General features: G+C 68.7%; 21 protein-coding genes. 8 read left to right on the forward strand and 13 right to left on the reverse strand.

Annotation, left to right across the window (positions count from 1 at the left end; all coding sequences use genetic code 11):
* Nucleotides 1–91: 91 nt before the first annotated feature.
* A complete protein-coding gene (locus AB0B82_RS28330) occupies nucleotides 92–565 on the reverse strand; it encodes a nitroreductase/quinone reductase family protein (protein ID WP_360174994.1) in 474 nt (157 codons plus the stop codon).
* A gap of 105 nt (nucleotides 566–670) precedes the next feature.
* On the opposite strand from AB0B82_RS28330, the gene AB0B82_RS28335 reads away from it, so the two are divergent.
* Nucleotides 671–1,357 (forward strand): TetR/AcrR family transcriptional regulator, encoded by a 687-nt coding sequence (locus AB0B82_RS28335; protein ID WP_360174997.1) that lies wholly within the window; start codon nucleotides 671–673, stop codon nucleotides 1,355–1,357.
* On the opposite strand, the gene aat is transcribed toward AB0B82_RS28335, so the two are convergent.
* On the reverse strand, nucleotides 1,350–2,015 hold the full coding sequence (gene aat / locus AB0B82_RS28340) for a leucyl/phenylalanyl-tRNA--protein transferase (protein ID WP_360175000.1): 666 nt from the start codon (nucleotides 2,013–2,015) through the stop codon (nucleotides 1,350–1,352). The genes AB0B82_RS28335 and aat overlap by 8 nt on opposite strands.
* Before the next feature lie 131 nt (nucleotides 2,016–2,146).
* On the opposite strand from aat, the gene AB0B82_RS28345 reads away from it, so the two are divergent.
* Both AB0B82_RS28345 and AB0B82_RS28350 read left to right on the forward strand, forming a co-directional pair.
* A complete protein-coding gene (locus AB0B82_RS28345) occupies nucleotides 2,147–2,842 on the forward strand; it encodes an EcsC family protein (protein WP_360175003.1) in 696 nt (231 codons plus the stop codon).
* A complete protein-coding gene (locus AB0B82_RS28350; RefSeq protein WP_360175006.1) occupies nucleotides 2,839–3,225 on the forward strand; it encodes a VOC family protein in 387 nt (128 codons plus the stop codon). Before AB0B82_RS28345 ends, AB0B82_RS28350 begins: the two co-directional genes overlap by 4 nt.
* A gap of 15 nt (nucleotides 3,226–3,240) precedes the next feature.
* On the opposite strand, the gene AB0B82_RS28355 is transcribed toward AB0B82_RS28350, so the two are convergent.
* Nucleotides 3,241–4,167: a hydroxymethylglutaryl-CoA lyase gene (locus AB0B82_RS28355; RefSeq protein WP_360175009.1), complete on the reverse strand. Its 927-nt coding sequence runs from the start codon at nucleotides 4,165–4,167 to the stop codon at nucleotides 3,241–3,243.
* A 63-nt stretch (nucleotides 4,168–4,230) separates the two neighbouring features.
* On the opposite strand from AB0B82_RS28355, the gene AB0B82_RS28360 reads away from it, so the two are divergent.
* Nucleotides 4,231–4,875, forward strand: a complete 645-nt coding sequence (locus AB0B82_RS28360) for a GNAT family N-acetyltransferase (protein ID WP_360175012.1) — start codon at nucleotides 4,231–4,233, stop codon at nucleotides 4,873–4,875.
* Nucleotides 4,876–4,936: 61 nt separating this feature from the next.
* Here the strand turns inward: AB0B82_RS28360 and AB0B82_RS28365 are convergent, their stop codons facing one another.
* From AB0B82_RS28365 to AB0B82_RS28390, 6 genes are all read right to left on the reverse strand, one after another.
* Nucleotides 4,937–5,716, reverse strand: coding sequence for a metallophosphoesterase family protein (locus AB0B82_RS28365; protein WP_360175015.1), 780 nt, complete (start codon nucleotides 5,714–5,716; stop codon nucleotides 4,937–4,939).
* A 69-nt stretch (nucleotides 5,717–5,785) separates the two neighbouring features.
* Complete coding sequence (locus tag AB0B82_RS28370) at nucleotides 5,786–7,123, reverse strand: type IV secretion system protein (protein ID WP_360175018.1); 1,338 nt, start codon at nucleotides 7,121–7,123, stop codon at nucleotides 5,786–5,788.
* 11 nt (nucleotides 7,124–7,134) lie between these two features.
* The gene (locus AB0B82_RS28375; protein WP_360175021.1) at nucleotides 7,135–7,911 is read right to left on the reverse strand and encodes a hypothetical protein; all 777 of its coding nucleotides are present in this window, start codon (nucleotides 7,909–7,911) and stop codon (nucleotides 7,135–7,137) included.
* Nucleotides 7,912–8,004: 93 nt separating this feature from the next.
* On the reverse strand, nucleotides 8,005–8,814 hold the full coding sequence (locus tag AB0B82_RS28380; protein WP_360175023.1) for an ABC-2 family transporter protein: 810 nt from the start codon (nucleotides 8,812–8,814) through the stop codon (nucleotides 8,005–8,007).
* Nucleotides 8,807–9,604: an ABC-2 family transporter protein gene (locus tag AB0B82_RS28385; protein ID WP_360175026.1), complete on the reverse strand. Its 798-nt coding sequence runs from the start codon at nucleotides 9,602–9,604 to the stop codon at nucleotides 8,807–8,809. Before AB0B82_RS28385 ends, AB0B82_RS28380 begins: the two co-directional genes overlap by 8 nt.
* A complete protein-coding gene (locus AB0B82_RS28390; RefSeq protein ID WP_360175029.1) occupies nucleotides 9,601–10,617 on the reverse strand; it encodes an ATP-binding cassette domain-containing protein in 1,017 nt (338 codons plus the stop codon). The genes AB0B82_RS28385 and AB0B82_RS28390 overlap by 4 nt, the downstream gene beginning before the upstream one ends.
* 196 nt (nucleotides 10,618–10,813) lie before the next feature.
* Here AB0B82_RS28390 and AB0B82_RS28395 point away from each other — a divergent pair, with 196 nt between their 5' ends.
* Together AB0B82_RS28395 and AB0B82_RS28400 are read left to right on the forward strand one after the other, a co-directional pair.
* The gene (locus tag AB0B82_RS28395; protein ID WP_360175032.1) at nucleotides 10,814–11,374 is read left to right on the forward strand and encodes a MarR family transcriptional regulator; all 561 of its coding nucleotides are present in this window, start codon (nucleotides 10,814–10,816) and stop codon (nucleotides 11,372–11,374) included.
* A gap of 500 nt (nucleotides 11,375–11,874) precedes the next feature.
* Complete coding sequence (locus tag AB0B82_RS28400; RefSeq protein WP_360175035.1) at nucleotides 11,875–13,308, forward strand: molybdopterin-dependent oxidoreductase; 1,434 nt, start codon at nucleotides 11,875–11,877, stop codon at nucleotides 13,306–13,308.
* Here AB0B82_RS28400 and AB0B82_RS28405 read toward each other — a convergent pair.
* A complete protein-coding gene (locus tag AB0B82_RS28405; protein WP_360175038.1) occupies nucleotides 13,289–13,900 on the reverse strand; it encodes a TetR/AcrR family transcriptional regulator in 612 nt (203 codons plus the stop codon). The two genes, AB0B82_RS28400 and AB0B82_RS28405, sit on opposite strands and share 20 nt — an antisense overlap.
* A gap of 56 nt (nucleotides 13,901–13,956) precedes the next feature.
* Between AB0B82_RS28405 and AB0B82_RS28410 the strand changes: the two genes are divergently transcribed.
* Together AB0B82_RS28410 and AB0B82_RS28415 are read left to right on the forward strand one after the other, a co-directional pair.
* The gene (locus AB0B82_RS28410) at nucleotides 13,957–14,667 is read left to right on the forward strand and encodes a hypothetical protein (RefSeq protein ID WP_360175041.1); all 711 of its coding nucleotides are present in this window, start codon (nucleotides 13,957–13,959) and stop codon (nucleotides 14,665–14,667) included.
* A complete protein-coding gene (locus AB0B82_RS28415) occupies nucleotides 14,664–16,727 on the forward strand; it encodes a YhgE/Pip domain-containing protein (RefSeq protein ID WP_360175044.1) in 2,064 nt (687 codons plus the stop codon). The genes AB0B82_RS28410 and AB0B82_RS28415 overlap by 4 nt, the downstream gene beginning before the upstream one ends.
* Here the strand turns inward: AB0B82_RS28415 and AB0B82_RS28420 are convergent.
* From AB0B82_RS28420 to AB0B82_RS28430, 3 genes are all read right to left on the reverse strand, one after another.
* Entirely contained in the window at nucleotides 16,724–17,965 is a 1,242-nt protein-coding gene (locus AB0B82_RS28420; RefSeq protein WP_360175046.1) for a hypothetical protein, read from the reverse strand. The two genes, AB0B82_RS28415 and AB0B82_RS28420, sit on opposite strands and share 4 nt — an antisense overlap.
* 82 nt (nucleotides 17,966–18,047) lie before the next feature.
* Nucleotides 18,048–18,941, reverse strand: coding sequence for a BadF/BadG/BcrA/BcrD ATPase family protein (locus AB0B82_RS28425; RefSeq protein ID WP_360175048.1), 894 nt, complete (start codon nucleotides 18,939–18,941; stop codon nucleotides 18,048–18,050).
* 72 nt (nucleotides 18,942–19,013) lie between these two features.
* Nucleotides 19,014–19,697 carry a hypothetical protein gene (locus tag AB0B82_RS28430; RefSeq protein ID WP_360175051.1) on the reverse strand — a complete coding sequence of 228 codons (684 nt, stop codon included), beginning with the start codon at nucleotides 19,695–19,697 and terminating at the stop codon, nucleotides 19,014–19,016.
* Nucleotides 19,698–19,849: the final 152 nt, after the last annotated feature.

The following is a 19,849-nucleotide window of genomic DNA, read 5'->3' on the forward strand; positions in this document are numbered from 1 at the left end:
TCTGGCACAACGACCGAATCGGAGCACCCGTACTCCGGTCCATAACCGCCTACGACCACTGAGATCCCAGGCCCAGCCGTGCATCAATCATCTAGTTGATCTTGAACACCGGGACGCCTGGTGCGATGTGGCGCAGTACCTCGTCGGGGGAGTCCTTTGCGACGTCGCCGCTGAAGAAGGCGCCGACCTCCCACGACCACTTCTTCAGGTAGAGCCGCAGCGCCGGGATCTTGTCGGCGTCGGCGAGTTCCTCGGCGCGGAAGGTCTCGACCTTCCGGCCGAGCTGCAGCCGCCCGGTCCCGCTGACGCGGAGGTTCTTCACCCACTGCGTGTGTCCGCGTGGCGCGACCAGGTACCGCTGGCCGTCGATCACGAGCAGGTTCACCGGCGTACTGCGCCATTCTCCGGACTTGCGGCCCGGCACCGACAGCACCCGGCTGCCCATCAGGCTGATCCCGAGCTTGGTCAGGGCCGCAACACCCTTGTTGAAGACGCGCATGCTGCCCTCGCTGCCGCGGAAGACGCGCTTGCTGTCGTAGGTCTGCCGATACTGGCGCTCGGTCACCGTCGTTCCTTTCTACGAGAGCGGTGCTCTCTGTTGTGATCAGTGAACCTCGATCACCGCTCATTGTCAAGAGCACTGCTCTCGAATCTGTGGCACACTGAGCCCATGAACGCCGGACGTACCGCCCGTGAACGCGCCCGGGCCGAGCTGACCGAGGAGATCAAGGCGGCTGCCCGGCGGCAGCTGGCGACCGTCGGGGCGGAGGCGCTGTCGCTGCGCGCGATCTCCCGCGAGCTCGGGATGGTGTCGTCGGCGCTCTACCGGTACTTCGCGAGTCGCGACGAGTTGCTCACCGCGCTCATCATCGACGCGTACGACGCCCTCGGCGACGCGGCCGAAGCCGCGGCCGGTGGGGACGACGTCCTCGAGGAGTGGCTGGCGATCTACGCCGCGGTCCGCGACTGGGCGAGGGCGCATCCGCAGGAGTACGCGTTGATCTACGGCTCCCCGATCAGCGGTTACAAGGCACCGCAGACGACCGTGCAACCGGCCGCTCGCGTGCCGATCCTGCTGCTCGATCTGCTGCAGCGCGCGCAGGCCGCCGGTCGGCTGACACCGCCGGCCGATGCGCCGACACCCACCGGGTTGCTGGCCGAGCAGACGAAAGTGCTGGTCGAGCTGGCTCCACAGCTGTCGCCCACGGTACTGGTGCGGATGATGATCGTGTGGACGCAGCTGTTCGGGATGCTGAGTTTCGAGCTCTTCGGGCAGCTCGTCGGCTCGATGGACCCGGCCGACGAGTTCTTCACGTCGGCCGCGCGGCAGATGGCCGCGTTCGTGGGGCTCAGCTGAAGGCCTTCGGCAGCGGTACGTCGAGCGCTGCGGTGACGCGGCGTACATAGGTCTCTCGCGGGATCGAGACCGCGCCCAGCGTGGCCAGGTGATCGGTCACCCATTGGATGTCGAAGACCCGGTCGGCGGCGTACTCGTCGTTGAGCAGCTCGATCGTGCCCAGGACGGCCGCCTTCGACCCGTCGGTCCTGTGGTGGAACATCGACTCGCCCGCGAACAGCCCGCCGATCGCGACGCCGTACAGCCCGCCGGCCAGCTCGTCACCGTCCCAGGCCTCGACCGAATGCACCCAGCCGAGCCGGTACAGCTCGGTGTACGACGCGATGATGTCGCGATCGATCCACGCGCCCGGGCGGCGCGGGTCGGCGCAGGCGCGGATGACCTGGTCGAACGCGGTGTCGACGCGGATCTCGTACTTCGCCCGCGCCCGGCGCAGCGAGCGTGACGGACGGTAGTTCGCGACCTCGATCACGCCGCGGTCGACCGGCGACCACCACAGCACCGAGCCGCGGTGGTCCGGCATCGGGAACAGGCCACGCCGGTACGCGGCCAGGACGGTGCCCGGCTCGAGGTCGGCTCCAGCGGCGACCACGTCGCTGTCCCCGGCCACCCCGACCGGCGGGAACTCCCAGGGCGACGGAGCAGGCTCGATCGGCACAGCACCATCCTGGACCATCGCGACCCTGAGGGGACACCAAGGGTTTGTCCCGAGTGGCGAGGCCTCCGAAGCCACGTACAGTTGAAGCACGTCCGGGTTCTGACGCGTGGGGCCGGGCGGGAAGGAGCACCGTGGCAGGAGTAGCCAGGTTCGTCGCCAGCAGTCTCGCGCCGGCCGCCCAGCGGTTCGCACCGACGGCAGCCGGCGGTGCGTTGCGCCAGATTCTCGAGATCGCGATCGACGGGTATCAGCGGTTCCCGGGCGCGGAGCAGATCGCGGAGAGCAAGCTCGCGCGGTGCGACGGCGATGTCGCGGAAGCGATCGAGGCCGTCATCGACCAGCACATCCGGCTGGCCGGGGTGCAAGGATTCGTCACCAGCATCGGCGGTCTGGTCACGCTGCCGGTCGCGCTGCCCGCCAACCTGACCGGGCTCGCGGTCGTCCAGTGCCGGATGGTCGCGGCGATCGCGCACCTGCGCGGGTACGACCTCGACGACCCGCGGGTGCGGACGGCCGTCATCACCTGCCTGCTCGGCGAGGACGGCGTGACCGACCGGCTCCGGAAGTCGAGCCTGCCCACGTCGCCGCTGGCGATCGCGACCGCGCCGGTGTTCGACCCGGAGCTCGATCGGCAGGTCGCCGGTGAGGTAGTCGCGGAGCTGATCGGCCGGATCAGCGGCAAGCGGATGGCGCTGACTGTCACCCGCCGGATCCCGCTGCTCGGCGGCGCCGTGGGCGCCGGCGTCGACGGCTGGTCGACGTATCGGGTGGGCGAGTTCGCCGCCAAGAGCCTGGTCCGCCGGATCCCCCGCCCGATCGAGCAGTGACGGCCCCCTTCTGGGGCGTGATGCTCGACTGCCCGGATCCACTCGCACTCGCGGAGTTCTACCAGCAGGTGGCCGGTGGCGAGCTGGCAGTGGTCACCGACGCCTACGTCGAGTTGCGCTTCGAGACGTTCAGCCTCGGGTTCCAGCGCGACCTGAACTACCGGGCGCCGACGTGGCCCGATCCCCGTGTGCCGCAGAAGGCGCACCTTGACTTCCGGGCCCCCGACCTGGACGCGGAGCAGCAGCGGGTGGTTGCCGCCGGCGGCAGGCCGACCGCGGTGCAGCCTGCTCCGGACAGGTTCCGGGTGTTCCTCGATCCGGCCGGGCATCCGTTCTGCTTGACGACATGGGGGACGGCGAGCGGACCGCCCGAATCTCGCTGAGGGATTGCCCCGAACTCAGCCGGCGAGGGCCTGGACGACGCGGCTCGGCGACGGCTTGCCGAGTTGCTCGGCCATCCAGGTGCTGGTGGTGACGAGTTTCTGCAGGTCGACGCCGGTGTCGATGCCCAGGCCGTCGAGCTGCCAGAGCAGATCCTCGGTCGCGAGATTGCCCGTCGCGCTCTCGGCGTACGGGCAGCCGCCCAAACCGCCCGCGGAGCTGTCGACCGTGGTCACCCCTGCCCGCAGCGCGGTGAGCGTGTTCGCGAGTGCCTGACCGTAGGTGTCGTGGAAGTGCACAGCGAGTTTGTCCACCCCGACTCCGGCCGCGCCGAACGCCTCGATCAGCGCCTCGACCTGCCCGGGGGTGGCAACACCGATCGTGTCGCCGAGTGACAGTTCGTGACATCCGAGCTCGACCAGGCGCGCACCGACCTTGACCACCTGGTCGATCGGTACGTCGCCCTCCCACGGGTCGCCGTAGCACATCGACACGTACCCGCGGACCGACAGTCCTTCGGCGAGCGCCCGCCGTACGGTCGGGGTGAACATCGCGAACTGGTCGTCGAGCGTCGAGTTGAGGTTCTTCGCCGCGAACGTCTCGGTGGCGCTGGCGAAGATCGCGATCTCCCGGACGCCGGCGGCGAGCGCGCGGTCGAGGCCGCGTTCGTTCGGTACCAGGACCGGGGCGCGCAGGTCGTCGGGGAGATCGAGCTGTGCGAGCAGCTCGGCGGCGTCGGCGAGCTGTGGGACCCATTTCGGGTGCACGAAGCTCGTGGTCTCGACCGTGGTCAGCCCCGCATCGACCAGCCGGCGGATGAACTCGGCCTTCACCGCGACGTCGACGATCGCCGACTCGTTCTGCAGCCCGTCGCGCGGACCCACCTCGTAGATCGTGACCCGCTCGGGCAGTCCCTCGGCCTTCACCAGTTGCGGTTTGCGCATCCTGCTGCCTCCTCGGCGGGCGTCGTCGAGCACGTGCGCGGGGTCTCCGCGACAATGCTCGGGATGACTTCTCTAGCTGCCATTCTGCGGGGTGCCGAACGCGGCGTCTTCCCACCCCCGGATCTCGGGCTCACCCTGGTCCCCGCACCGTCCGACCGCGAGAGCTGTGTGGTCGCGTTCACCGGCCATGTCGTGATCGCCGCGGACGTGGACCCGGCCTGGGTGGCCGAACGGATCCCGGACGGTGACCTCTCCGCGCCGACGAATCCGCCGTTCCTGTCCGCGCTCGAGGACTTCACCGGCCGGCGCGTCAACGCGATCGACGCGATGCTGCTCGCCCCTGCCCTGGTGGACCCGGCCGAACGCGCGGCGGCGACCGCCGAGCTGACGGAACTGCCGAACCTCGACCATCCTCGCGTCCGGCGCGCCTGGCGGTACCGCGACGACGTCCGGGCGTACGGCGATACGCACGGTGGTCTCGTGGTCACCGGGCGGGGTCTCGCCGGCCGTTTCGAGTGCGCACTCGAGGTCCCGGCGGAGGCGCGCGGTCAGGGGTACGGGCGGCGGCTGGCGTATGCCGCACGAGGATTGTGCCCGCCGGACGGCGCGGTCTGGGCCCAGGTGACGCCGGGTAACGCGGCGTCGTTGCGGACCTTCCTCGCGGCCGGCTACAAGCCGGTGGGATCGGAAGCGCTGTTGGTGAAGTGACCTCGGATTGTTGCTGGCAGCATCAATCCACAGCTGTGGAAAACTCTGGGGACAACATGGCTCAGACCGGTGTGCGGTGGTAGCGCGGCTCCCGTCCGGCCCAGAACGTGGTGCGGTAGATCCCGTGGATGATCTCGGCCTCGTACGCATCGAGCTCGGGCGCCCCCAGTTCGCGCGCGATCGCCAGCTCGGCGTGCGCGTCGTACGGCACCCGGACGAACTGGATCGAGAACGGCGCCTGCTCGGGTGAATCCAGGACGCCTTCGAGGATCACGTACCCGGGCGTCGGATCGCCGAGACTGTTGCCGACCGAGCCGGTGTTGAACAGTGTGCGCCCGCGATCCTCTTCGTAGAACGCGTCGTGAATGTCGGCGTACCCAACGATCGACGGCGGCGGCCCGTCGCCGGTCGCGGGCGTGTTCTCGAAGAAGCTCGCGAACTGCGCCTCGTCGTGATCGAACCAGATCCGGTCGTGCACACTCGTGGCCGACGCGTGGAACAGCCGCACCTGGCGCCCGCTGAGCAGAAAGTCATGACAGAACGGCAGCCCGCGCAGCCAGGTCCGCTGATCCTCGCGCAGCTCGTCTCGCCACCATTTCAACGAGGGCCGGTCGTCGTAGGAGTTCTCCGGATCCGGCAACGCGTCGTCCCAGTTCCCGAGGATGTTCACCTCGCACGCGTCCCGGCAGCGATCCACCACCGCCTGGCCGCGAGGCCCCTTCCCCACGTAGTCCCCGAGGTTGAACACCCGTTGGATCCCCCGGTCGGCGATGTCGTCCAGCACCGCCTCCAGCGCCGTCAAGTTCCCGTGCACGTCGGAGATCAGGGCGATGCGATCCATGCGAGCCATATTTTCATCCGGCCGGTCCGTGTCCCCAGTAGCCTCCGAGCCAACTTTCGGGGGGGTTCGTCACCAACTACCGACAGGACCGTCGTCACCGGCCGTGGCGCCGGCGGTCACCTTCGGGGGAGGCGGCGGCGGTGTCGACATCGAACTGGACCGCGACCGACCACCGCCTCCGCGAGCGGACCGCATAGGTCCACCGGAACGCGGCGAGGAAGCTCCGGAGCTCCCACCACCTGCCTCGCCCGCCGAGTGGGCAGCCGCGCCGGCGAAGGCTCCTGCCGCCTTGCGACCCGCCGCCACCGCAACCCCGGCCGGGCCGAGCGCCGCGGCGCCGGCGGAAGCTCCTGCTGTCGCGGCCCCGGTCGCCCCACCGCCCGACGCCGCAGCTCCCGACGCGCCGCCGCCCGCACCCGCCGAGGCCCCGGCGCCGCCGCCCTGGGACGCCGGACCGACGTTGATCGCGCCGGACGCCAGTGAGCCGATCTCCGGCCCCGCACTGCCCATGCCGGCCGAACCGCCCGAGACGGCCGCAGTGACCGGCACTGCCAACCGCAGCAACGCCGGCAGCGCGAGCAGCGCGAGCAGCATCATCATGACGCCGGTCAGCTGCTGCAGGAGCCCGGAGCTCCCCTCGTCGAGGATCATTTCCTGCTTGAGTTTGATCGCTGCCGCGTAGATCAGTGCGGCCGCGGGCTTGTACGCGATGAATCCCAGCGTCCAGGCGCAGTACTTCTTGAACCAGGCCTTCCCGACCTCGGTATTGGTCGCCGCGGCGGCCAGGGGCAGGGTCGAGCCGAGCAGGACCAGCATCGCGGAGCGGATCAGCATCAGCACGATCTGGATCAGCGAAGCGAACGCGGCCGTCTGGCTGAGGAGCAGCATCAGCATCCACGAGGTGTGCGCGGTCAACAGGCTGCTGCCGGTCTCCGACCCATTGGTGATCGTATTTCTCATCACCTCCATGAAGCTGTCCCCGCCGAGCGCGTCGGTGACGACGGAGACGGCGAACTCGTCCGACCAGGCGATCAGGATCTGCATCATCGCGGTACCGGCGCCGCAGACCACCACGAACGTCATGATCGCCTTCAGCAGCTCCTGCAACGGCTTGGCTCGCTGCTCCCAGGCCATCCGGATCCCGGCGATCACGATCGCCAAGGTGAAGATCGTCAGCGTCAGCGCGAGCGTCTTGTCCTGCAGGAACGCGACTGTCTTGGTCTCGGTCCAGGTCTGGCCGTCAGCGGACACCGTCGCGAGCTCGAGCGGTGTCTTCGGCTTGACCCAGAACGTCGCCAGCGAGTTGAGGACCGTCGAGAAGAAGTCCGTCGCGGAGCGCTCCAGGTTCGCGATCATGCCATTGGCGGCCGACTGAACCGCGCTCGAGACGTGGCACTGCATGTCCATCGGTGAGCACATCAGATACCACTCCACTTCACGAAGTCGTTCAGGTTGCGGTGCTGCGAGTACGGCGCGCCGACGGCCGCACCGGGCATCGGCGGCTGGAGTCGCCAGTCGTCGTGATGCCAGACCAGGGTGAGCGTGGCGCTCATGTACACGGACTCGACCGGCGTCGCGAGCAGCACCGTGACGCGGTCCGGCCCGGCGTCGATGATCCGGTAGCCGGCGATCTGCACCGTCGAGTTGTCGCGCTCGGGGGTCGTCGCGGAGACCTGGCGGATCAGGCGGTCCGTCGCGGGGCCCGGGATCATCAGTTTCTTGATCGTCGGCACCAGGTGGGTCTGGTCCGCGATGGCCGCGACCGCGCTGTACGCCGCGAACACGGCGCCGGTCGGAGAGTGCGCGAAGCAGTGCCGGAAACCGTCGGAGTCGGTCCGGCCCGGTCCGTACGCCGCCGAGCGGGGTACGACGATCCGCTTGCTGACGTCCCAACCGTCGGCCGTCGGGGCCGTGGTCGGAACCGCCTGGTCCCCGGCCGGGAGATTGCAGGAACCACCCGGACCGGTACTGGTGGACGCGCTCGGAACCGGACCGCCCTCGGCGACTGCCGGAGCGTTCGTGGGCTCGGCCGATGCGGCAGCCACCGGCCGCTGCTCGGCAGCGCTCACCGGCTTCGCGTCGTCCCCGCCCGCGAAGATGATGACGAGACCGCAGATCAGTACGGCGCCGATCACGATGCAGGCGGCGATGAAGCCCGCGCCGTACGGCGACTTCTCGTCGCTGTCGTTGCTCATCCGACTCCCCGTTCCCTTGGTTCAGCACCACGCGGGAACAAGGTTCGCAAAAATCGCCCGACCGCCGCGGAAGTTATCCACAGGGCCAGAAAGTCAGGCTCCGGGGCTGGTGTAGCGCGGCATCATCTTGATGAAAGTGAGGTAGCCGAGGGCCAGTACGACGGGTCCGGCGAGTGGGGAGACGGTGGTGAGCCAGGTCGGGAGCGGGACTTCGGAGGCGCGGTCGAGGAGGACGGTGGCGGGCAGGAAGGAGATGAAAGCCATCGGGAAGACGGTGCAGAAGGCGTAGAAGGTGGGGCGGCCGAACATTGTGAGCGGATAACCGGAGAACTGGGTGATCGAGCTGTCCGCGAAGATCCGCAACGAGGAGGTGGAGGTGGCGACGAAGGACAGTCCGGAGAAGAACGTTTGGATGCCTGTTTCGACCAGGCCGCCGCCGATCACGGCGAGCAGCAGGTAGACGACCTTCGCCGCGGTCCAGTCGATCGGTGCGTGCCAGCTGAAGATGACGAGCGCCCCGACACCGAGCAGCGCGTCCCCGAGCGACATCAGCGGGAACCACCGGGTGATCAGCTGCAGGAACGGGTTCACCGGCCGCAACAAGACCCGGTCGAATTCGCCCTCCTGGACCATCACGTCGGTCAACCGCAGTGAGCCGAACGGCACGACGTACAACGCGTGCGACGCGAGCCGCATCGCGAATACGAACGCGACCTCGGCGAAACCCCAGCCCCCGATCAGCCCGAACTTCCCGAGGAGGACACCGAGGAACAGCAACTGCGTGCCCTGGTACGCGACGCCGCCCATCAGCGTGGTCCAGAAGTTCACGCGGTACTGGAGCTGCCCGCGCAACGCGGCGCGCTCGAGGATCACGTACTGCCGGATCCAAGTCGGCTCAGCCACCCTGCACCACCACCCGATGCCGCGCCCGCTGCCACACCAACTGGAGGACGACGACCAGCACTGCCACCCACACCAGCTGCACGGCGACGAGCGCCAGCGCTGCACCGCCGCGCGTCTGACCGAGGTAGATCGACACCGGCGTGTACACCTGCGCCTGGAACGGTAACCACTCGACCGCCCCACGCAACCAGTCCGGCATGAACCACAGCGGAATCAGCGACCCTGAAAGGAACGAGCTCCCGAACCGATACACGATCAACGGCCCGCTGACCTCGAACGTCCAGAACGTCACCATCGACACGATCAGGTTGCACAGCAAGGCGACGACGATGCCGCCGGCCGTCGCGACGATCGCCAGGACCGTCGGACCGACTCCCGGCGGCACGGTGAGCGCGCCGAGCAGCGCCGCGGCCGCGAGGCCGATCGCGCCGAGCGGGAAGCGGCCGATCAGGACACCGAGGTTCTGCCCGAGGACCTGCCACATCAGACCAAGCGGCCGGGTCAGGTCGGCCGCGATCTGCCCGTTGCGGATCCGCATCGGCAACGTCGAGAACTGCCAGGGAAGGAGGACCGACTGCAGACAGGCCGCGATGGCCGCGTAGGCCACTGCCGTACCGGCGTCGATGCCGTCGACCGGTCCGCGTCCGGAGTACACGATCCGCCAGACCGCGATCGCGAGCACGACCTGGATGACCAGCGTCACCGCGCCGGTGAGCAGGTCGCCGCGGTAGATCAGGACGGATCGCGTCCCCGCACGGGTCATCCCCCGGAACGCGCGGACCGTCCTCACGCCAGCGATCCGTCGTACAGCTGGGAGATCACGTCGGTCAGCCGTGGGTCGACGATCGACAACTCGTCCACCTGGTAGACCTGCGACGCGTGCGCGATCAGCTCGGGCGTGGTGATCTCGCGCGGGTCGAAGCGCAGGACGACGGTGCGGTCCGGGTGCGCGAGCGCGGTGCCGGCGGCATCGGCGTCGACCTCGGTCGCGTACGGGAGGTCCGGGGCGGGGCGCATGCTGCGCTCGGCCAGGGTCAGTACGAGCAGGCGGTACGGCATGAAGCGTTCCTTCAGCCGGGACAGGTCGCCGTCGTACAACACCGAACCGGAGTCGATCACGATGATCCGCCGGCAGAGCCGCTCGATGTCGTCCATGTCGTGCGTGGTCAGTACGACGGTGGTGCCGGCCGTGCGGTTGGTCTCGGCGATGAACTCGGTCAGCCGGGCCTTCGCGACGACGTCCAGGCCGACCGTGGGTTCGTCGAGGAAAAGGATGGACGGTTCGTGCAGCATCGCGGCGACCAGGTCACCGCGCATCCGCTGGCCGAGTGACAGCGACCGGACGGGGGTGTCGAGGAAGTCGGACAGCTCGAGCAGTTCGGTGAACAGGCCGACGCGGCGGCGGTAGGTGGTGCGGTCGAGGTTGTAGAGATCGGCGAGTACTTCGAACGAGTCGCGGAGCGGGAGGTCGTACCAGAGCTGGGTGCGCTGGCCGAACACGACGCCGATGTTGCGGGCGTTGCGGATCCGGTCGCGGGACGGCTCGAGACCGGCGACGCGACAGACACCGGAGGTCGGAGCCAGGATGCCGGTCAGCATCTTGATCGTGGTCGACTTGCCGGCTCCGTTCGGTCCCAGGTAGCCGACGAGTTCGCCGGGTTCGATCGTGAAGTTCACGCCGTTCACCGCGCGGGTGATGTCGCGCTGGGTGCTGAACAGCGCCCGGACCCGCGCGAACCGTCCCTCCAGCGGGGTCGGCCGACTGAACTCCTTGACCAACTCGACCGCCTCGATGACCGGCATGCGTCCCCTCCCCAGCGAGTCCGTCGCATCATCCTTTCATCGTTGGAGCCGACACGCAGGTGGATATGCACCGTTCTAGACCAGATCTGAGCGAAGGGGTCCGCTAGGCTCGCTGCAGGCGCGAATTCGGGTCGATCTGTAGCCGAAACGTCACCCCGTGTAGCGAAGTGACCTAGTCAGCTAATAGAGTCCGCGCATGACCATCGCGCCTTCGCTTTGCTCGCCCCTAGCGCTCGCCGATGCAGAACCCACTCGCGCTGCCGAACCCTGGGAAAGCGACGTGCTGACGGCCTACGGCCTGTTGCGAGAAGCAGCAGCCGAGCTGGATCACCTGATGCGCCATTCCCTGAAGCGCAGTGGACTGCAAATGGCAATGTTCGAACTGTTGCTGCGGCTGGCCCGCAGCCCCGGTGAGAAGCAGCGTCTGACCTCCCTTGCCCGGGAGCTGACCGTCACCACCGGTGGCATCACCCGACTGGTCGACCGCGCCGAGAACCTCGGCCTGGTTCGCCGGGAGCCGTGCCCCGACGACGCCCGCGGCTCGTTCGCGGTCCTGACCGAGGAGGGGAAGCGGCGGCTGCGGGAAGCACTGCCCGACCACCTGCTCGAGATCGACAGCCTCTGGATGTCCCAACTCGCCGACGAGCGGGACGTCGTCCTGAACAAGCTCCGCCGCGTCCGGGACAACGCCCGCCGCTGGCCGAACGGCCGCCCGGGGCTGCCGCCGGTCGCGCCGGTCGCACCGGAGCGGATCTGAGCTCGCGTTTCTGAGCTCGCTTTCGCAGCTGCACGCCTTCACAACTACACAAGAGATTACCCACGCCTAACGGATGGGGCGCTCGACTGGTGTCGGGCGCCCCTTCGCGCGATGTTTGAGAAGTGAACCATCCCGGGGACGACCCAGCGCCCACCACACCCGGCCGCACCAGCGCCGCAAACTCCCCGCGCGCAGCAGGTGAAACCAGCGCCGGCGAGAGCAACGCGGCAGCTGTCGGAGCATCGGGACGATCCAAGGATTGGCCGACCTACGCCCCCCGCAATCGAAACCAACCAGCCGACCGCCACCCGGAACAGCCGCCAGGCGCGCTGGGAGACGCGGGCGGCGGAGTCGGCGCAGGGCGTCGCGCGCTGAGCGGCGCGGGCGGCGGTGGCGCTGCTGGTGGGGCTGCTGGTGGGGATGGATTGCGGCGCGGGGTTTTGTGGCGGGGTGCCGTTGGTGGGGTATTGGCGGCGCTGGCTGGGCTTGCGGTGGGGAGTGTGGCGGCCGGGCTGCTCGGGACGCGGCAGACTCCGGTTGTCGCGATCGGGTCGGCGTTCATCGACCGGGTGCCGCCGTGGTTGAAGGATCTGGCGATCTCCTGGTTCGGTACGCACGACAAGACCGCGCTGCGGATCGGGATCCTGGTCGTGGCCGCGGCCCTCGCCGCGATCGGCGGCATGCTGTCGGTACGGCGGTACTGGGCGGGTGCCTTGATCACGATCGCGCTCGCCGGCGCAGCGGTCGCCGCGGCGATCACGCGCGCGGACTCCGGGCAGACCGGATTCCTGCCGTCCGCCTTCGCGGGCATCACCGCACTGATCATCCTGCGACTGTTCAGCCGCCGGCTCGAACCGCTGCTCGACTTCGACGACGACGGCGTCAGCCGGCGCGGCTTCCTCCAACTGACCGCCGGCGTCGCACTCGGCTCGGCGGCGGTCGCCGCGGCCGGACGAGTGGTCGGCGGTAATCGCGCTGCCGTGGCGGACGCCCGCAGTCAGCTCAGGCTTCCGAAGCCACCGACCCTGGCCCCTCCGCCCGGCGTTCAGGCCGAAGGTGCGGTTCCGTGGGCCACCTCGAACGACGACTTCTACCGCATCGACACCGCATTGTCGGTGCCGCAGATCCTGCCGTCGGACTGGCAGCTGCGCATCCACGGCATGGTCGATCGCGAACTCACGCTGACCTTCGACGACCTGCTGAAACGCAAGGTCCTCCACAAGTGGGTCACACTCACCTGTGTCAGCAACGAGGTCGGCGGCGACCTGATCGGCAACGCCTTGTGGTCGGGCGTCTTGCTGAAGGATCTCCTCGACGAGGTCGGCCCGGCACCACAAGCCGATGCGATCCAGTCGACGTCGAAGGACGGTTTCACCGCCGGTACGCCGCTGCCGACGCTGCTCGACGACCGGCAGGCGATGCTCGCATTCGCGATGAACGGCGAACCGCTGCCGGTGGAGCACGGGTTCCCGGTGCGCATCGTCGTACCCGGGCTGTACGGCTACGTGTCGGCGACGAAGTGGCTGGTGGACATCGAGGTGACGCGGTTCGATCGGTTCGAGGCGTACTGGACGCCGCGCGGGTGGTCCGAGCTCGGCCCGATCAAGCTCTCGTCGCGGATCGACACACCGCTGGGGAAGAAGGTCGAACCCGGACCGGTGACCGTCGCCGGGGTCGCGTGGGATCAGCACGTCGGAGTGTCGAAGGTCGAGGTCCGCGTGGACGGCGGCCCTTGGAGCCAGGCAACGCTCGCCACCGACCCGTCGGTCGACACCTGGCGGCAGTGGCATTGGACGTGGGACGCGCCACGGGGGACCCACGTCCTGCAGGTCCGGGCGTTCGACGTACAGGGCAATCCGCAGATCGAGGCTTCCGCGCCGCCCGCCCCGAACGGCGCGACCGGCCTGCACACGATCAGCGTGAAGGTCGGCTGATCGAATCCAAGACCATTGGTAGAAAGGTGTGCTCGAGTGACCCGGCGGGCACCTCGGCCGGCTCGAGCAGGCTCTGCGAGCGCGCGCCTTCGTGCAGGGCGATCACCATTCGCACGAACTGGTCGGCCGGCACGGTGAGCTCCAGCCCTCCGGTCTCGGCGATCTGCTCGACCAGCTTGGTCAGACTCTCGCGGAACATCGCCCGCTGCCGGTTCAGCGCCTCGGCCGCCTGCGGATCGCGGAGCGCGTGCAGCGTGAACTCGGTCGAGATCAGATGCCAGCGGCGCTGGTCCGGCGCGGCGTCGTCGAGCAGCCCCAGTACGGCGTCCAGCAACGGGCCGGGCTGCGTGGCGAGCTCGGGGACCAGGGCCTCGATCTGCTCCAGGAGCCGGTCGGTCGTGGCCTGGAACAGCGCGAGCACCAACTCGTCCTTGGACGCGAAGTTCGAGTAGAAGGCGCCGCGGGTGAACCCGGCGCGGTCGCAGATGTCCTCGACCGACGCGCCGTGGAAGCCACGCTCCGCGAAGACCTCGAGGGCTCCCTCGAGCAGGCGGGCCCGGGTGTTCGATCGGCGGCGCTTGGGCGTTTCCATACCCGTAGGATACAGTTCTGTATTGAATACACAACCGTACTGAACGGGGTTGCCGGATGGAGCTCGAAGCCGTCGGAATCAGCGTGCGCGGCCCGCACGCGCCGATGCTGCACACCACGTCGCTGGCGGTCGCGGACCATCAGCTTGTGCTGCTGACCGGCTACCCGGGCCCTGGGCACGTCGCGGCGTCACTCGGCCTGTCCGGGCGACTCAAGCTCGACACCGGTTCGGTCCAGCTCGACAACAAGGCCGATCCCGCCCTACTGCGTCGGCGCGTCGCCTTGGTCGACACACCGGGTATCACGGAGCCGGACGACGCGCTGCCGGTGCAGACCGTCGTCGGCGAGGAGCTGGCCATCGCGGGCCGCAAGGCCGGGCGTAGGGCCGTGCTGGAGTGGCTGAACGAGCACGGCGCCGCGGAGCATGCCGACAAGCGGTTCGAGCACCTGCCCGTTGACGTACGCACCAGGCTGCTCACGGAGCTCACCGTGGCACGTCCCGACGTACAGGTGGTCGTTCTGACCATGCCTGATCGGCACGGCGGCGATCCGCACGGCTGGTACGAGCTCGGCCGCGGGCTGGCGGCGCAGGGGTACGGCGTGATCATCACGTGCGCCGACGCGTCCGCCCGGTTGCTGGACGTCAAGGCGGCCCGCATGGGCGAGACGGACCAACCCGACCCGGTGCAGGTCACGCCGATCGCTCCGGCCGCCCCCGTCACCCCGATCGACGAAGCAGAAGAAGAAGAAGTGGAGAAACAGGCGTGACCGCGCTGCGGATGGCCCTGAGTGAGTTACGGCGTCTGACGGCCGGACGGCTGCCCAAGCTGGCAGTGGTCGCCCTGCTGCTGGTGCCCGTGCTGTACGGCGGCCTGTACCTGTACGCGAACCACGACCCGTACGGCCGGCTCGACAAGATCCCGACCGCGGTCGTGATCGAGGACGCGGGGACAACGCTGGCGACCGGCGAGAAGCTCGACGTGGGACCACAGGTCGCGAAAGAACTCGTCGACTCGAAGAGCTTCGACTGGCACGAGGTGAACCGCGCGCAGGCAACCGCCGGGGTGTCGGACGGCACGTACGAGTTCGCCCTGGTGCTACCGAAGACGTTCTCGTCCGACCTGGCCTCGAGTGCGGACTTCAAGCCTCGGCAGGCCGAGCTGGAGCTGCTGACGAACGACGCCAACAACTACATCGCCCACACGATCGCCAACCAGGTCGTTGCGCAGGTGACAAAGACAGTGGCATCGCAGGTGAGTGAAACCGCGGCGTCGCAGCTGCTGGCCGGCTACAGCACCATTCACGAGCAGGTCACCTCTGCGGCCACCGGTGCGACGCAGCTGCAGAACGGACTGACTTCGGCTGCAACGGGAGTCACGAAGCTGCAGACCGGTGCCACGCAGCTCGCCACCGCACAGAAGCAGCTGTCCGCCGGCGCAACGCAACTGTCCGCCGGAGCGACTCAGGCGTCGCAGGGCGCAGCCTCCCTGGCGACCGGTGCAGCGAAGCTCGACACCGGTCTGGCGACGCTGAAGAACAAGACCGCCACCCTGCCACAGCAGACGAAACAGCTGGCCACCGGCGCGGATCAGGTTGCTGATGGCAACGAAAAGGTCGCTGCCGCGGGACGCCAGGTGGCAACCGCGTCCAGCACCCTGGTCAAGGACCTCACGACGTTCGACCGCCAACTGGCGGCGCAGTTGAAGGCGCAGGGGCTCAGTCAGCACCAGATCAACGTCGTACTCGCCGAGACGGCCAAGCTGCGCGCTCCCATAACGCGTGCGAACACGCAGATTCAGGCGTCGTCCAAGCAGCTCAACACACTCGCCACCGGAGCACGGAAAGTCTCGAACGGCGCGTCCGCGCTCGCCAAGGCGACGCCTGCGCTGAGCAACGGAATCAGTACGGCGGCCAACGGAGCGCATCAACTCAACGCGGGCGGCGGCCAGCTGAAGTCTGGCCTCAACACTCTGCAGGCCGGAGCGCAGCAGCTCGCGACTGGTGAGAAGCAGGCTGTCATGGGCCAAGGACAATTACTGACCGGTGTGAACAGCCTGGCGACCGGCGTGGGGCAACTGAAGACCGGCGCGACCCAGCTCAACAGCGGGCTGCAGAACGGCGTGAAGCAGATCCCGAACCCGTCGGCCGACCAACGCAAAGCGGTCGCCGAGACACTCGGAGCGCCCGTCACCCTGCAGAACGTCTCCCAGGCCACGGCGGACAGCTACGGCGCCGGCCTGGCTCCATTCTTCCTCTGCCTCGCCTGCTGGATCGGCGCGTACGTCCTGTTCCTGCTGGTGCGCCCGCTGTCGCCGCGCGCGCTGGCCACGATGCAGTCGCCGTTCCGCGTCGCACTCGGCGGATGGTTGCCCCCGGCCCTGTTCGGTGCGATCCAGGCCACGCTGGTGTTCGTCGCGGTCGTCCTCGGTCTGGGGATCCACGCCGCGCACCCGTGGCTGACCGTCGGGTTCCTGATCCTGACGTCGTTCACGTTCGTCGCCATCCTGCACGCGCTGTCCGCCTGGTTCGGTGCGGTGGGCAAGTTCCTCGGCCTGGTCCTGATGGTCGTCCAACTGGTCAGCGCCGGCGGTACGTTCCCCTGGCAGACCATCCCCGAGCCGCTGTACTTCTTCCACCACGCACTCCCGATGAGCTACGCCATCGACGGCGTCCGCCACCTCATGTACGGCGGCCCCGGCACCTCACTCGGCACCGACCTACTGGCCCTCGCAGCTTGGTTCACCACAGCTTTGGCCGCCTCCACGCTCGCCGCCCGCCACCAACGCGTCTGGCCGGCCAAGAAACTCCAGCCGGAGCTTGCGCTCTAGCTGTTCACGAAGGCAGCGGTTCGGGTGATGAGTTCGTGCGTGGTGGGCTGGTCGAAGTAGGTGATGAGGGCTTCGTAGGTGCCGGCTTCGGCGGCCGAGGGGTCGACCACGTAGCCGTAGTACCCGTCGGTGTAGCCAACGACTCGCGTGATCGGGTGGATGCTGTCGGCCTGCAGGCAGGCGCCGTGGACGGCGAACAGTTCGACCGGGAGGTTGATCCAGCAAACGTCGCCGAAGGTGACCGTGCTGATCGACAGGTCCAACGACGAGGGGAGCGTGGCGGCGGCCATCAGCGCCTGACCGCGAGCGCCGTCCAAGCGGGTCTGGGTGATTCGGCCGGTGGGGTTGTCGGCCGCGTTCACGTGGCTCGCGACCGCAGAGGCCAGTTTCTCGGACTCGTCGATGGGCGGGATCGATCGCACCGGCAGCGTGAGCGTCGTACGGCGAATGGACGGCGCGGACTGCGGTAGCTCGAGTCCGGGATTGGCCAGTGCTTCACGGACCCGGCCGGCCAGCAGTCCGCCCAGTCTGGTGACCTCGGCCGCGTCCCGACCCTGGCGGGTGAAGCGAGGACTGACGTCGCCGGCAGCGCCCTGCAGGAAGCCGACGACCGCGGGAGCCAACGCAGCGCGCGCCGCGCCTGGCCAGTCGGCGGAGTACCGCAGGTTCTCCGGGCCGTACGTCGTCGGGTGGCACGCGAAGTCGAGCAGAACCGCCTCGAGAGAACCGCTCGCACCGTGCAATGCGAGAATGCCCGCGGTGTTGTCGTGCGGGCCGTTCCGGCGATGCCGGTTGGTACCGACGCCGACGACCTCGATCGAATGCCAGCTAGCCGAAACCGGCTGCCGCTCCAGCCGGGCCGCCTGGACCTTGCCCAGCAACGAGTTGACGAGTGGGAACTCACGCTCGGCCGGGATCACCGGATGAATCTCGCCGGTCCACCCGGACGGACCGGAATGCGTATGCGAGGCGGACACAACCACGTGCGACGGCGGGATGCCCACGACCGCCGCAGCGGCCTCGGCGAGCTCCGATGAGAGCGTGTTCCCGACGGCGATCGCGTCCAGCGTCAGCCACAACACACCGGGGTCGTCGACGGTGGACAACCAGATCATGGTCGCGTGCAGCGGGTCCGCCGTACCGGTCGCGAGTCCGGTGCGGGCGGCGTACCCGTCGAGCCGGTGGCCGGGCGGCGGGGTGACGTCCAGCGACGTCGCGGCCAGGAGGAGTTCGTTCACGTGCAGGTCTCCAACTGTCGTACCGGCTCTGATCGGACGCTGCCTGTCAGGGTCATTTCACGATATACGGTCTGCACCGTAATTAGCGAGGCCGGGACTGGGTGACGATCAGGTCGGCGTAGGTTCCCACCGATCCGGTCGCGAGCCGCTCGGCTCCGTCGAGTGAATTCCCGGCCGCCGGGGTGAGCCGCGCACGCGGCGGCAGCGCCTCGCGGACCGGCGTCAGCAACTGTTCCCCCGCGCCGTCGAACAGACCGCCGACACACGCGACCGGCACCGGTCCCTCGCCGACCAGTTGGTCCACCGCGGCGCCGATGGTCTCGGCGATGTCGCGCGCTGCCTGCACCAGCAGGTCGATCGCGACCGAATCGCCTTCGGCCGCACACCGTACGACCTCGGGAGCGAACCGGGCCACGTCGTCGACCAACGTGGTGGAGCGGTAGAGCGCGACCGGGTCCAAGGCGGTGTCCGCGAGCTTCGTGATCGGACCGCGACCGTCACGCGCACGCTGTACGGCGACCAACCCGGCGCGACCGATGGCGAACGCGCTGCCGGCGTCACCGAACAGATACCCGTGCCCGTCGACCTTGCGCCACGTACCGTCCCGATCGACGGCCAGACACACCAGTCCGGTGCCCGCGGCGACCACCACGCCGTACCCGTCCGGCAACGCACCGGCGTGGGCGGTGACCATGTCCTGGGTCAGTCGCACCTCGCGGGCGTCGAGCAACGCAGCCACGTCGGCGGCGAACCGCTCCGCCGCACCGTGCGCCTGTGGGTACCCGGTCAGACCGAGTGCGACGACGTCCGCCGGACCGTCCACGCCGGCCTCGTCCGCGGCCTGGCGGATCGCGTCCAGCAACTTGACGAGAGCGTCCGGACCGTGGGTGTAGCCAGGTCCCTGACCCGTCCGCCCGGACGGGAGGACGCGGAGACGGAGTGCGGACTGGCCGCCGTCGATGGCGATGCGGGTCATTCGGTGGTCCCGGTGGATAGTCCTGACAAATACCTGACGGTTGATGAAAGGCAGGGTACCCACACGGACCGGTCAGCGGGGAAGTGCCACGGCGAACTGATCCATCAGCGCCGGCAGCGGAACCCCGGCCAGCTGGAGGTTCGGATGCACCCAGTCGTTGAGGATCGGGTCCTCGGTGGCCAGGTGGCCGGCGAGCTCGGTCCGGCTCAGTTCGAAGACGTGCGCGGGGTTGCCCGTGAGGTCCACCACCGTCTGCATCAGCCGGCCGACCTGGTCCTCCCAGAGCACGTCCTCGAACTCGTGCTGGTCGGGGCGGATCAGCAACAGGTCGACGTCACTGTCGAGATCGCCGTCGTGCCGGGCGATCGCGCCGTAGGCGCTGGCGTGCACCGCCGGGATCCGCCAGCCGCCGATCTCGTCGGCGAGCCGGCCGATCAACGTCCGGCGGAGGTTCGCAAGCTGCTCGACGATCGGCGCGGCGAGGTGCTTGCGGTTGAGGCGATACAGCAACGAGTTGCCGAGATCGTCGACGTGCACCAGGCCGGTCGCGGCCAGTCGCTGCAGCACGAGCCGGACGCCCGCGACGCTTCCGGACCCGGCGAGCTTGTGGATCTGCCGGCCCGACAGCCCGTCCTCGGCCTCCGCGAGCACCTGCAGTACCGGCCCGTCCAACGACGGCACCACTGTGCTGATCGGGCTCGCCAGGTCCATGATCCACCGCACAGTAGCGATCCGGCGGCCCCTGTCAGTAATCACCGTGACACGTCAGGCACACGGGTGGGTGTTCCTCCAGGTATGCACAAGTCCCGGAAACACCCCGTCCACGCCGCCAAAACCGGGGTTCTGCATTCCTGGAGATCCGGGCTTCGCAAAACAAGCACGCTTGATTCTTTTGCGGCGTCGTGCGA

Origin of the sequence: Kribbella sp. NPDC048915 (assembly GCF_040649595.1) — a bacterium.
Classification (GTDB): domain Bacteria; phylum Actinomycetota; class Actinomycetes; order Propionibacteriales; family Kribbellaceae; genus Kribbella.

Coding starts and splice junctions, on each gene's coding strand:
- AB0B82_RS28365 (WP_360175015.1), bottom strand. CDS start 5,716: ATGGATCGCATCGCCCTGATCTCCGACGTGCACGGGAACTTGACGGCG.
- AB0B82_RS28355 (WP_360175009.1), bottom strand. CDS start 4,167: ATGCGCAAACCGCAACTGGTGAAGGCCGAGGGACTGCCCGAGCGGGTC.
- AB0B82_RS28425 (WP_360175048.1), bottom strand. CDS start 18,941: ATGACCCGCATCGCCATCGACGGCGGCCAGTCCGCACTCCGTCTCCGC.
- AB0B82_RS28405 (WP_360175038.1), bottom strand. CDS start 13,900: ATGGAAACGCCCAAGCGCCGCCGATCGAACACCCGGGCCCGCCTGCTC.
- AB0B82_RS28390 (WP_360175029.1), bottom strand. CDS start 10,617: ATGCCGGTCATCGAGGCGGTCGAGTTGGTCAAGGAGTTCAGTCGGCCG.
- AB0B82_RS28395 (WP_360175032.1), top strand. CDS start 10,814: ATGACCATCGCGCCTTCGCTTTGCTCGCCCCTAGCGCTCGCCGATGCA.
- AB0B82_RS28375 (WP_360175021.1), bottom strand. CDS start 7,911: ATGAGCAACGACAGCGACGAGAAGTCGCCGTACGGCGCGGGCTTCATC.
- AB0B82_RS28335 (WP_360174997.1), top strand. CDS start 671: ATGAACGCCGGACGTACCGCCCGTGAACGCGCCCGGGCCGAGCTGACC.
- AB0B82_RS28360 (WP_360175012.1), top strand. CDS start 4,231: ATGACTTCTCTAGCTGCCATTCTGCGGGGTGCCGAACGCGGCGTCTTC.
- AB0B82_RS28370 (WP_360175018.1), bottom strand. CDS start 7,123: ATGGACATGCAGTGCCACGTCTCGAGCGCGGTTCAGTCGGCCGCCAAT.
- AB0B82_RS28410 (WP_360175041.1), top strand. CDS start 13,957: ATGGAGCTCGAAGCCGTCGGAATCAGCGTGCGCGGCCCGCACGCGCCG.